We start from the raw sequence: 12,357 nt of genomic DNA, 5'->3' as shown, positions 1-12,357 counted from the left end.
TAATATACTCCATTATCCCATACTGTATTGCACTCAATCAGGAACCGCTATATATCGAAGGCGTTGGCGAGTTGAAGATGCATTTTTGCTGACTAAACGGCTTTTGGGTCTGGCTTATATTTGGGTGGGTGATAGTAATGGTGTCCAAATTCAAATTTTTGCCACTTGGATTTTTTATGCTGTTCTTAACCAATTGTGTATCGATGTAGCGATCGCTCTCAACCAACCTTTAGACCGAATTTCTACAGAAATGGTATTTCGTGGTTTATACCATTTTTCCCAAGCTCTTCTCCGTGGTGATGCCAGTGACGCTGTTCTTTATCTTGTGGAACATCAGAAGCTGTTTGGATTAGTCAAAACTAGGCGTAAGCGTCATCAAGAGATTGACGCTTACACCCAACAAATATGGGCTTTAGCCCCTTAAGTTGACACCAATGAACAATGTTGTGCCCTTACGACAGATGTGGTTTTTCAAGCCCCACATACTATGTATTTTGTGTCAATGCGTAAGTCCTAAAGAACGCCAAGGAAGAGAGAGATAATCATTTAGTGCAAGCTTATAAAGAATTGGTATAAGTAGGGCTACTGTAAGTTCAACTTGCCCAATGCCTGGGTTGGGCTACGCACAAAGCCGCATAATTTGAGCAGACGACAGGCGGCGTTATACATTAATAAGTGTATCTGCAATACCGGACTTGTTCTGGCTTAGTCTCAATAGCAAAGGTTTGGAGATGTTCACTTTATCAGAAACTTCTATCCTGGCAGCAATCCTACTGGTAGCTTTAGGCATTTTGGGCTGGGGCTTTTATCGCGCCAGACCTTTTGGTAAACTGGGAATCTTAGCCTGGTTACAGTCAGTGGTGTTGATGACTCCCTGGCTCCTGTTTTTTGGATTGTTTGCCGCAGGGATTTACATCAATATAGCGGGTATATTGTTCTTAGTTGTGACATCCGCCGGATTGTACGTCTATTTGGGCAGACAGTTACGCGCAGATGGGCAAGATGCCATCCTCAAGCAACGCGCAACAGAAAGACTCGCTGCTTCCTCACTTGAAGCAAATTCCCCACAATTAGCAGTCGCAGAACTGAAAGCGGAGATCCCACCAATACCGGAAGATGACTTGAATGCAATTAAAGGCATTTTTGGTATCGATACATTTTTTGCCACAGAAACTATCGCTTACCAAGATGGAGCCATTTTCAAAGGCAATTTGCGGGGAGAACCAGAAGATACTCACAACCGTCTAACTGCAAGTTTACGACAACGCCAAGGCGATCGCTATCGTCTGTTTTTAGTGGAAAATACAGATGGGAGACCTGTGGTGATTGTCCTACCAAGCCGTAACGATCCCCGGCCGATGTTGTTATCGCAAAAAGTCTTTGCGGGTGTCTTATTGATAGCAACGATTGCCACAAATTTAGAAGCAGCAGGCTTATTGCTGAATTTTGATTTCTTTGGCAATCCAGGGCGGTTTCAAGAAGCTTTGCCCATAGGCGCTGGGATATTTTCGATTTTAGTAGCTCACGAAATTGGTCATTGGTTACTTGCCCAACGTCACCAAATTCACCTTAGCTGGCCCTTTTTTCTACCCGCTGTGCAAATTGGCTCCTTTGGTGCAATTACTCGCTTTGAGTCTCTATTGCCCAACCGCAAGGTATTATTTGATATTGCCTTAGCAGGGCCAGCCGCAGGTGGTATTGTTTCTTTGTTAATGCTGGTGACGGGCTTGCTGCTTTCCCACCCAGGTAGTTTATTTCAATTGCCAAATCAGTTTTTCCAAGGGTCGATTTTGGTAGGAAGTTTGGCACGAGTTGTCCTTGGTTCGGCGTTGCAATCATCCCTGGTAAGTGTTCATCCCCTAGTGGTGATTGGTTGGTTGGGGTTAGTAATTACCGCTTTAAACTTGATGCCAGCAGGACAACTAGATGGTGGGCGCATTATGCAGGCGATTTATGGACGTAAAACCGCAGGACGGGCAACGATCGCAACTTTAATTTTACTGGCACTAGTGTCTCTCGGTAATATGATTGCCATGTACTGGGCGATCGTGATTTTCTTTTTGCAACGGGATCAAGAACGCCCCAGCTTAAATGAAATTACTGAACCCGATGATGCTAGAGCCGCTTTGGGGCTTTTGGCTTTATTCTTGATGATTACCACGCTTCTACCCCTAACTCCCGCCTTGGCTGGGCGTTTGGGAATAGGATAGTGTTCTGAGTCGAATGGCACTAAAATCAGATAAAGAAAGCTTAATGGAATAATTTTTGATTAAGAGTTGAAGCTTTTTATCTGAATTGAAGTGCCAGCATGACTATCACTATTTCATGGCAAGCCTATTGGGAACTATTTCAGGAGACTATCGAACGTTCTCAACACCCAGATCCTGATGATGCAATGGATGTGGTTTATAAATACCCGCAAGCTTTGGGACAGGGTTATTTGCGACAAAGTGAGTTGCGAGAGGGCTTGGTATTGAGCATCCTCAACTTACAACTGAGCGATCGCCTAATCATCCAAGCCCCTGAACGCGAACATGGACTTGAGTGGAACTTTAATTTTACCGGACAATCCCAGAATAAACTTGCTGCGATCAGTGATGGACAATACATTTTTTATGGGAGTGGTTTAGCTCCTAAAGAGACAATAGATTGTGGTATACAGCCCGCTCTAGGTGTGGGTTTTGAAATGGAACCTGAACTCTGCGCGCTCCTTTTTACGCGATTGAAGCAACTGTTGGCAGTTATGATTTCTACCGAGGTGCTGTGGATCTATCTGGCCCCTTGAATGACGAAAAGACAGTTTCGTATCGATTGAATGCATCTTACCTGGATAAACAGGGGTTCACCGATTTCTTCAATAAGAGAGTGTTTTTGATTGCGCCTGTCATCCGTTGGGACATTAACAAGAAAACCAATTTGACTTTAGAGGCAGATTACACTGATGCAAAAAGCTTACCTTTGTACGGTCTACCTGCTTTTGGCACGGTACTTCCCAATCCCAACGGTGAAATACCTTGTAACCGCAACTTAATGAGCCTGACGCTTATCAAGAAACGAAGACGGCTAGAGTAGGATACAACAGGCAACTGGTCATTCCAAAACGCTTTTCAAGTAGGCTTTGTTCGAGACGAGAGTCAAGGTGCGTAAGTTCTAGTTGTTAGGAAAATCAACTTGAGGGTTTCCAACCTGCTAACAAATTGGGGTAAGCCGTTGGTGTGGGAAAAATTTTCTGTAAGCCAGTTTGTCGCTCTTGGGGCTTTTCTTTACTCATATTCCAAAGGGTTTCATAGAAGAAGAAGGAGACTCCGGCAAAATTGCGATCGCGTACTTTTTGCACTTGTGTTTGAATCTGTTGCATCGATACAGATTTATTTTTCAACCCAGCCAAAATGCCCACACTCACTGGAATATGTTTCTTTGCTGTTTTCACTTCTGGGTACTCCAATTCACTAATAAAAATATTCAGATCATCCCGATATATCTGCAAAACCAAGTCTTCAATGATTCCCAGCCGTTCCCATTTTTGCCAATCTGCTAACAATAAGTTATAAGAAAGACGCTGAGGATTTGGCGCAACAGAAACCAGGCAATCTTTTTTAGTAGCTTTGATGGCTGTAAATACCCGCTTCATAAAGTCGGTAATTTTGTTAGCTCTCCAGCGCACCCATTCTGGATCTTGGGAGTTCTTAGGAGGAGATTTCCCTCTGTGTTCTTTTTTGTAAAGTGCTACTGTATAAGCATCGTATCCTAATTCTGATGGTAAGCCAAAATGGTCATCAAATTGAATACCATCAATATTGTAGTTTCTAACAATTTCAACGATTAAATCTTGAATAAATTGTTGTACTTCTGGGCGAAAGGGATTTAGCCAAACGCGATTATGTCTCCCTTCTTTGACAATCCGAGTCCCATCACTGCGACTAGTGAGCCATTGGGGACGATTTTTCGCTAATAAGGAATCCGCTGGTGCCATGAAGCCAAATTCAAACCAGGGAATCACTGTTAACCCTTTTTGATGTCCCACATCAACAATTTCTTTGAGGATATCTCGCCTTTGCAATCCGGGAGTGGGATCGAGCGATCGCCCAATAACTTTGACTGCAACTTTGCTAGGATACAATGTATATCCCCAATTCCAAACCGCCGGATATATAGTGTTAAAATTGAGTTCATCAAGGCGTTGCAAAGATCCCTTGAGGCGATCGCGCTCAAATAACACATCACTATCAATATTTGTTAACCACACTCCCCTTAACTCAGATGCTGACGCTCGCGGCAGATTAATTTGAGCGTTCAATGGGAACGACAACATCAACGTAGCGATCGCACTCAAGTTAAGCATAACGATAAACAAAAGAGACTTTCTACTTTGGCGAATATTCCACCAAGAATAAAACTCAACACACCACTTTACAAACCTTTTCATCATTATTTAAAATGTCTGTGTCACTGAAGGAAACATCAGCATGATAACTAATATTAATGCTTAATTAGGTCGGCAGAATAAAACCAAACTATGTTAACAAAACCAACGAAACTAAAATCCTCTCCCCTCCTGCCTCCTGCCTTATCCCAACGATAAAGATTTACGCCTACCTATTTAACCTTTGTTTCCTGCTCTAAAAAGAGATTGCCAATATCAAATAAAAGTTGCATAGTCCCTTGATAGCCAACCTTGGTGAACTGACCATAATCTAAACGGTCAAAAATGGGAATCCCTTGACGGTAGAGAGGAATTTTTAAGCGTTGAGCGATCGCTACTCCATGAGAGTTGGTAATTAGTAAATCAGACCCAACCGCCAATTGCTCAAAGTCTTCCAAATCGCCGATAGTAACGCTCTTAATCGGAAGTTTTTCGAGAAGAGGAAAACGTGTTGTTGTCACTGCGGAGTGAATCTCAACTCCTAGCGATCGCAAAAAAGAAACTATTGACCAAAGTAAATCTGGTTCCAGCGCCAAAGAAACTCGCTTGCACCCAAAGTAAAAGTGATTCTCCAACATCACATGTTGTAACTGACGGCGTTGACGGCGGTATTTCTCTGGTACGCTGACACCACTGATATCCGCCAATGCTTGCAAGAATTTATCTACTGGTGCTAGCCCTGTCAATTCACCAAATACCTCATAAGGTATATTGAATTTCTGCTCCAAAATTTGCGCCGCAGCCCGCATACTATCACCTAGTGCCAAAGTGAATACAGAATTGCCAATTGAGCGCAACTGTGCCAAAGTTGTGCCATTAGCTGTAATAGCACTAGAAGAATCTTCTATATGACCATCTAGTGAGCCAGAAAGATCAGGTACAACAATAGGTACGAGTCCAAAAGAGGTAACAATCTCTTTGATTTCCTGTACATCCCCTGGTGTAAAGACAGAACTCGCCAAGATAGTGATTTGTGTGGGATAAGCGTCTTGCTTGGAGCTTTTTTGAGGAATTTCCTTGACTATACTTTCAACTGCACCAGCAAAGCCATCCTGTAATGTACCTTTGAAATCTGGTGTAGAGACAAGCACAATTGGTAAATAATCAAGTTCTGGGTGACGATGGCGAATCTCCTTGACAAAGCGCCCCATGTCATCACCTCTAGTTTCCACAAGTCCAGTGCTACAGAGACCAATAATTTCTGGTTTGGATCTCTGCACTAAAGTCAAGATTGCTTCTTCAACTCTTTCCTCGCCACCCAAAATGGTTGCAACTTCAGTCATCGCTGTACTGGAAAGGGGAATCGTCTGACGAAAATGTTGTACTAATACCGCCTTAGTCAAAGCAGTACAACCTTGAGAACCGTGTAATAAAGGCATGATTCCCTTCAACCCCAAAAAGGCTAAAACTGCACCTACAGTTTGGCTTTGCTTCAGAGGATTAACTGCAACAGATGTACTCGTAACACTAATAATTGCCATCAAATGTTCTCCTCAGAAGAATTTTCTGCTGACCACGGGGCTGGCTGGTATACTTGCTCCCACACAGGGTTGTAAAAAGCGGCATACAGTTCTTGTGCTACTTCTAAAATTCCTATATACCCTGCATAAGGATGGTTGCGTTCTTGATTAATATCTAGGAATGGAATTTTAGCTGTGAGAGAGGTATCTTGATGGCGTTTATCAGCAATTAACATATCAGCTTGATTTTCGTTAATTATCTGTAAAATTTCTTTAGGAGTATTTTGTTCTAGAATTATGCCATCTTTATCCAACAAACTTTTGACTCTAATTTTATCCTCCTCAGTATTATCCTTAGTACTAATAGCAATAACTTCCATCCCCAATTTCTTAGCAGCAAAGATAATCAACCAACTCTTGAAACTTCCAATAGAAAGGATAATGCGCTTACCTTGCAATCGGGTAATATACAGAGCTAGTTTTTCATTTATTGCAGCAGTTTCTTCTGCAATTAACTTTTCTGTACGTTCCTGCAAATCAGAATTACCTAACTTTGCCGCAATATTCCTTAGACATTGATTGATTGACTCTATACCATAAATAGACTCTTCAATATAGGGAATGCCATATTTTTTTTCCATCCCTTTTGCCACGTTGATTAGTGCTTTAGAGGAGAGTATGACGTTAAGTTGGGCACGATGAGCATAGCAAACTTCTTTGTAGACAGCATCGCCTGTAATTTTTGCCAAAACTCTGATACCTAATTTCTCCAATAACGGTAGAACATTCCATATTGCACCTGCGATGTTATGTTCACCAATTAGGTTGATGTCATCAGGTGTACTAGTCTCTGGTTCAGCTGTTCCAATAACGTGTTCTAGCATTGCTTCACCAGCGACACGGTTGCCCAAATTTTGGTTCCCAATGAATCCAGGACAATGTACAGGGATAGTAGGTATTCCTGTTTTCTCGGTGGCATCTTTGCAAACTCCCTCGATGTCATCTCCAATCAGGGCGGTGATGCAAGTGGAGTAAACAAATACCGCCGCCGGTTTGTAGCGTCTTTGTAATTCTAAAATGCCTTTGTACAGCTTTTTGGCTCCACCGAAAATGATATCGTTTTCATCGATATCGCTGGTAAAACGTATTTTGTGCAGCATCAAACCAGAAGAGAGACTGCTGTAATTTCCCCAAATACTGGCAGCACAGCCACTTGGCCCGTGAACTACATGAGCAGCATCAGTGATTGGTACTAGGGTAATCATTGCACTATCAAAAGCACAACTCCCTTGAGTAGTTCCAGGTTGGGGTAATTGTGTGGAGGACTTTTTTTTCTTTTGTTTATGCTGAGGAGCATCTTCAGAATTGGAGTCACTGAGCGAATCGTTAATTTTTCCTGGGGTGGGATTCATTTGTTTGGTGACAATAGGTAGAAGTTATTAGGTGTTAAGTGAATCTCCAAAAGCTTTCATCGGATTTTCATTTATTAATCGTGTATCTAAAGTATGGAAGAAAAGGGAATGAGAAAGAGAATTTTTCATTCCCTAAAACATAAACACCAACTAGGTTAGAGGAGTAGAAAACAAAAACACGAACTAGACTATTAAAGTATTAATGTTGCTGTGTAGACCTTGAGAGATTAGTGTTAGCACGGTTAAGTTGAAACAAACAAAAGTTAAGATTGGCTATTCGATTACCTCCATTTTAAAGGATTTTTCAGGAGTGATGAGTGCTGAGTTCTGAGTAAGAAGTAATGAATAAGTAGTATTAATGAATCTTCCCACTCTTAGCCGAGTCATTCGCTACTCAAAAGTAATTTGATGCTTAGTCGGTCTAATTTTACTTTTTACTCAGCACTGGCTAAAGCTTATCTATCTGCTAACAGCACTGTTTCGGTGAGAGGGTGGGCTATTTTTGCCCACCAGATATTTACTCTGTGTTTAGCACCTGAGTCTAAACAAGAACCTTACTTCTTCTCGCTACCGGAAACTATTTCTACATTTCCTTTTTTCAGAGCTTCTAGTGCTTCACCTTGAGTGTCTTCTAGCTTTTTCTCACCATCTGCTTGAGCGTTGGCGGCACCTATCAGTTTTGCAGCATTTTCTTCGCTTTCGAGAATACCAAATTCAATCAACAAATCTTCTAGCTCGTCCATCTCAATAGGTGTGGGAACGGCAAGATTTGTATTGTTGATAATCTTGTCCGCCAATGTCCGGTATTGATTAGCTTGATTGCTATCGGGTGCGTACTCGTTGACAGTCATCCGGCGCAATTCTGCGTGTTGTACGATGTTGTCGCGGGGAACAAAGTGAATCATCTGAGTACTCAATCTGGCCGCTAATGTGCTAATCAGTTCGTCTTCTCTGTCAGTATTACGACTATTACAAATTAGACCTCCCAAGCGCACGCCGCCAGTATGGGCGTACTTGAGAACACCGCGAGAGATGTTATTAGCAGCAAACATCGCCATCATTTCACCGGAGGTAACAATGTAGATTTCTTGGGCTTTACCTTCACGGATTGGCATAGCGAAACCACCGCACACAACGTCGCCCAATACGTCGTAGGATACGAAATCTACATCTGAGTAAGCGCCGTTTTCTTCGAGGAAGTTGATGGCAGTGATGATACCTCGACCGGCGCAACCTACACCAGGTTCAGGGCCACCAGATTCCACACATTTGATATCTCGGAAACCATTGATAACCACTTCTTCAAGTTCGATATCTTCCACAGCACCTCGTTCAGCAGCAAGGTGCAACACGGTGGTTTGAGCTTTACAGTGCAGAATCAAACGAGTAGAGTCAGCTTTGGGGTCACATCCGACAATCAAGATGCGTTTACCCACTTCTGCCATCGCAGCAAGGGTGTTTTGGGAAGTGGTAGATTTACCAATACCACCTTTACCGTAAAAAGCAATCTGTCTAATTTTTTCGTCGGACATGATAATTTATCCCGCAATTGTTTGTTTGATGGGTCTGTGGATTTATAAGGCATTGGCACAAAGTGCCTACCGGAGGTACTTGCTGTCAAGTTACAGCATTGACCTTATATAGAACGTTGTTGGAGGTGCTCGTTCTACAGCAAAAAGAGTCCGAATCCAGAACATATTCAAGTTTTGGTCAGTTTTCGTTGGTCATTAGTCATTGTTTTTTCTGACTAATGGCTAGAGCGATAAAACATCACTCAAGAAATATTGCAAGTATTACCAATCCGCTCACTCAAATGATTTCTCTAGCGGTAGTAATACCAATTGGACAAAAGAAAGCTACAGATTCCAAGTTGGAAACTCAAATTCAATCCGAATTACGAATTACGAATTACGAATTCAGCATCATCAGTTGTTGTAATCTCCTGAAGGTTGCTCATACCTAAAGAGTGGTTGTAGCAGGATTTAAATTTACGCCAAGTTTTCCTTTAACCACACAACCAACCATTGCAATCTACTCTAAACAGTCGCTACAACTTCCCCGATTTTGCTGATATCGTAACCGCCTAGAATTTCAAATTGGGAGTGAACCATCCGATGTCCCAAAGTACTGAGCAACTGCTGTACAGGTGCTTCTTCCAGATATTCTTTGAGAATCACCAAATCATATCGTGACTGGTTTAAAGGGATAAATTCCAGCCCAAAAGCGGTAGCTACAGATCCCGTGCTCATACCAGCATCGGCAATTCCTTCTACTACAGCTTGAGCAACATCTTGGTGACTTTTGAGTATATTGTTAAAGCCCTGAACAGCATCGAACGGTACCTGCTCTTTTTGGAGTGTTTGTTCCAAAAGCATCCGACTGCCAGAACCTATTTCGCGGTTAACAATAGTCGCTCCACCAGCCACTAAGTCATTAACTGTTCTAATTCCCATTGGGTTCCCTGACTTCAATAAAAGTCCCTCCTCCCAGACACCAAGGGTAATCAGAACTGCTTCCCTGCCAGCCAGAACATCTCGAACAAAGGGAGTATTATACTCACCAGTCTTAGGATCGTAAAGATGCATCCCAGCAATGTGCGCCTCACCTCTGCATAGACTGTGCAATGCAGCCATGCTATTGGCGAAGTTATATTGGACTCGCAGTTGGGGATGCCATCGTTCAGTGGCTCTTGCCCATAGTGAAATTACAGGGGCACAACCAGCAATCACAACGGTGTTGTGAAGTGTGTCGAGATTATCGTCTAGTAGCCTGACTCGAACTTTATTTGTACCTGTTTGGTTAGTGCCTTCTCCATCAGCCGGAATCATATCTTGGCGAAAAGCATCCTTGCCAATCAAGGGATAAGCTATCCATTGTCCTCCCACACGAGCCATGCTAACTCGTAGTTGCTGACCATTAGGAACTGGCTTGGCAAGAACTGCTTCAACTTCAGGTAAATCCCGCTCTAACCAGAAAAGATCCTCAACTTGACAGCCAAGCGCTTTGGCCAAGCGAAGTGTTATGGCCACTGAGGGAGCATATTGTCCCGACTCTACACCACTAATAGTCTGACGAGTCACATTAGCGATGTTAGCCAAATCTTGTTGGCTCATGCCTAAGCGAGTTCTAATTGGCTTCAAGTTATTACGGAGGTCACTATCCTGCTTCATTGGCTTTGTCTCTTAGTTTCAAAAAGCCGTAGCGGATTTAAACATTGCATCTGCCAAGGCGAAAGTCTTGTCTTTGAGTTTATATCATTATCTCTTTGAAGACTTTTTGTACTTTCGCTGTCTTTGATTTCCCATATAAAAAGACTATCACATCAATTGCAAATTTGCTTGCGAAGCGCAAATTATTTTTGCGGGTGTTTGTTTTTTACCTGCTATCTTAGCTTAAAAGTCCCAAATTCCAATAAACAGAGCCATTTATCTAGCAGTGCAATTTTACCAATTTAATTGGTAAATAGTAATATTTAATACAGTTTTAGAGATTAGTTTCAGCTTTGATGCTTGATAGACGAGTAATACAAACAGTAGAAAACATACGAAGCAATTTCGCTTTTTGGGGTAAATTTTGCCCTGAACAAAATTACCTATTTGACTAAAGTAAATATGCACATAGCATCAGCAAATAATTACTGTTTTATTTTTTGCACAATCAATTAGGTATCTACCAAAGTATACAACAGATAGCAACAAAGCAATGGAGAGAGTAATGATTACTGAAGAAGACTTAGCCCAGCAATTTAATGTAATTATTGAATACACTCATCCACAGGTATGGAAACTGTTAAGCCAATGTTATGTGAAGATAATCAATCCTCACCCCCACTTAACAAGAGTGAATGTAAAAACATGCATCCACCAGTCAAAATACATTGGTATTTATTGCCCTGATAGACTACTTAGTGCTGTAGTAGAACAAAAAAATCTACTTAAAGAAGTAGCAGAATACTTGAGGCTAGTTGAAGTTGTTTGCTTGAATGCCAATAACTTGATGCGCGATCCACTCTCAAATCTCAAGCAAGCTTATCCCCAGTTGTGGTTAGACTTGTTGTGGATTGTTACTCAAGAACAATAACCTAGTAAACCTGATTTTTCTGCAAGATTCAATCTGCAAAAAATCAAAAGTACCACATCTTCACCGCAGCTTCGTTATTTTTGGAGCTTGCCAAAATTTTATGAATCAACCATGCTTACATCCAGATGATTTGCCTTCACCTCAAACAATCAAGATGAGTGAAATACTATTCAGACAGCTTGAAGAAGCAACCAAAAAAAGCTTTTTCCTAGCGTGCGATGTCTGACGACAAGCCGCTCTGCGTCTACGCATTACACGAATTTTGTTATCGAGTTGTCATTGGTATTTCCAAATAAATAGTAGCGTTTTGACCTTGATCGTGATTTGTAATAATATGGAAAGTTATCGCAATCTCATGAAAACTGTTCCTCAATTTGCCGATCGCTTAAAACAGTTTGCTAATAGAGCTAAAATTACTGTAAATTCTCCAATTGATAAAGGTATACCGTGGGTACTCAGCATAGATAATGTCTTACCTGAAGGGGATTTGCCCAGTACCTGATAGAAAAATCAAAAAAATCGCGATCGCCTCTTTTCCCGAACATTGGCGATCGCGCCGAAAAAGTCCCTCAATTTTATCCCAAACCACGACAAGGTGTTTAAGCGCTTTGTATCCGCTTATTTGCCTGATTAAGAGGATAAGGATGAAAATACTTTAGGAAAAACAAGTTGAGCTAGAAAGAGCTATATTCATTGGTATCTAAACCTTGTGGTTCCGGTTGAGAGATGTTGGGGAAATATTTGGGGTAAAACTGGGGTAATCTAAAAGGGTCAAGATGTTTACAAAGCAGCTGTGTTAAACAAAAATTATGTCGTCCGATCGAAGTAGATATTATCCCAAGACGACGATGGTCTTCTAAATAAGCATTCTTCTCTATAATTGCCATTTGACACACGGGTGTAGCTCCGTTTAACGGATTTTGCGCTCCTTTATACCCTATATTGTCAAGTTAGGCGCTTATATATTGCATATAGATAACTT

11 protein-coding genes and 1 pseudogene are annotated in these 12,357 nt (G+C 41.7%); 6 read left to right on the top strand and 6 right to left on the bottom strand.

Going from position 1 to position 12,357, the window contains the following annotated elements:
- The 4 genes and pseudogenes from ACFE93_RS08345 to ACFE93_RS08330 form a co-directional block, all read left to right on the top strand.
- Nucleotides 1–424 (top strand): annotated as a pseudogene (locus ACFE93_RS08345) (IS4 family transposase); the annotation flags it as partial.
- A gap of 307 nt (nucleotides 425–731) precedes the next feature.
- Nucleotides 732–2,210, top strand: coding sequence for a site-2 protease family protein (locus ACFE93_RS08340; RefSeq protein ID WP_375472865.1), 1,479 nt, complete (start codon nucleotides 732–734; stop codon nucleotides 2,208–2,210).
- 98 nt (nucleotides 2,211–2,308) lie between these two features.
- Nucleotides 2,309–2,785 carry a hypothetical protein gene (locus ACFE93_RS08335; RefSeq protein WP_375472864.1) on the top strand — a complete coding sequence of 159 codons (477 nt, stop codon included), beginning with the start codon at nucleotides 2,309–2,311 and terminating at the stop codon, nucleotides 2,783–2,785.
- Nucleotides 2,764–3,072 (top strand): hypothetical protein, encoded by a 309-nt coding sequence (locus ACFE93_RS08330; RefSeq protein ID WP_375472863.1) that lies wholly within the window; start codon nucleotides 2,764–2,766, stop codon nucleotides 3,070–3,072. Before ACFE93_RS08335 ends, ACFE93_RS08330 begins: the two co-directional genes overlap by 22 nt.
- A 94-nt stretch (nucleotides 3,073–3,166) precedes the next feature.
- Here ACFE93_RS08330 and ACFE93_RS08325 read toward each other — a convergent pair whose 3' ends face one another.
- The 5 genes from ACFE93_RS08325 to ACFE93_RS08305 form a co-directional block, all read right to left on the bottom strand.
- A complete protein-coding gene (locus ACFE93_RS08325) occupies nucleotides 3,167–4,426 on the bottom strand; it encodes a glycoside hydrolase family 10 protein (protein ID WP_375472868.1) in 1,260 nt (419 codons plus the stop codon).
- 170 nt (nucleotides 4,427–4,596) lie between these two features.
- Nucleotides 4,597–5,904: a nitrogenase iron-molybdenum cofactor biosynthesis protein NifN gene (gene nifN, locus ACFE93_RS08320; RefSeq protein ID WP_375472862.1), complete on the bottom strand. Its 1,308-nt coding sequence runs from the start codon at nucleotides 5,902–5,904 to the stop codon at nucleotides 4,597–4,599.
- Nucleotides 5,904–7,295, bottom strand: a complete 1,392-nt coding sequence (gene nifE, locus ACFE93_RS08315; RefSeq protein WP_375472861.1) for a nitrogenase iron-molybdenum cofactor biosynthesis protein NifE — start codon at nucleotides 7,293–7,295, stop codon at nucleotides 5,904–5,906. The genes nifN and nifE overlap by 1 nt, the downstream gene beginning before the upstream one ends.
- A 554-nt stretch (nucleotides 7,296–7,849) precedes the next feature.
- Nucleotides 7,850–8,827: a nitrogenase iron protein gene (gene nifH, locus ACFE93_RS08310; protein WP_375472860.1), complete on the bottom strand. Its 978-nt coding sequence runs from the start codon at nucleotides 8,825–8,827 to the stop codon at nucleotides 7,850–7,852.
- 504 nt (nucleotides 8,828–9,331) lie between these two features.
- A complete protein-coding gene (locus ACFE93_RS08305; RefSeq protein ID WP_375472859.1) occupies nucleotides 9,332–10,465 on the bottom strand; it encodes a substrate-binding domain-containing protein in 1,134 nt (377 codons plus the stop codon).
- 544 nt (nucleotides 10,466–11,009) lie between these two features.
- Between ACFE93_RS08305 and ACFE93_RS08300 the strand changes: the two genes are divergently transcribed.
- Together ACFE93_RS08300 and ACFE93_RS08295 are read left to right on the top strand one after the other, a co-directional pair.
- Nucleotides 11,010–11,375 carry a hypothetical protein gene (locus ACFE93_RS08300; protein WP_375472858.1) on the top strand — a complete coding sequence of 122 codons (366 nt, stop codon included), beginning with the start codon at nucleotides 11,010–11,012 and terminating at the stop codon, nucleotides 11,373–11,375.
- Between the two features lie 355 nt (nucleotides 11,376–11,730).
- Nucleotides 11,731–11,877 carry a hypothetical protein gene (locus ACFE93_RS08295; protein WP_375472857.1) on the top strand — a complete coding sequence of 49 codons (147 nt, stop codon included), beginning with the start codon at nucleotides 11,731–11,733 and terminating at the stop codon, nucleotides 11,875–11,877.
- A gap of 172 nt (nucleotides 11,878–12,049) precedes the next feature.
- Here ACFE93_RS08295 and ACFE93_RS08290 read toward each other — a convergent pair whose 3' ends face one another.
- Entirely contained in the window at nucleotides 12,050–12,262 is a 213-nt protein-coding gene (locus ACFE93_RS08290) for a hypothetical protein (RefSeq protein ID WP_375472856.1), read from the bottom strand.
- Between the last annotated feature and the right edge of the window lie 95 nt (nucleotides 12,263–12,357).

The organism is uncultured Nostoc sp. (genome assembly GCF_964247315.1).
Classification (GTDB): Bacteria; Cyanobacteriota; Cyanobacteriia; order Cyanobacteriales; family Nostocaceae; genus Nostoc.
The sequence above is the reverse complement of the archived record's forward strand: the minus strand, read 5'-3'. Positions and strand labels throughout refer to the sequence as shown.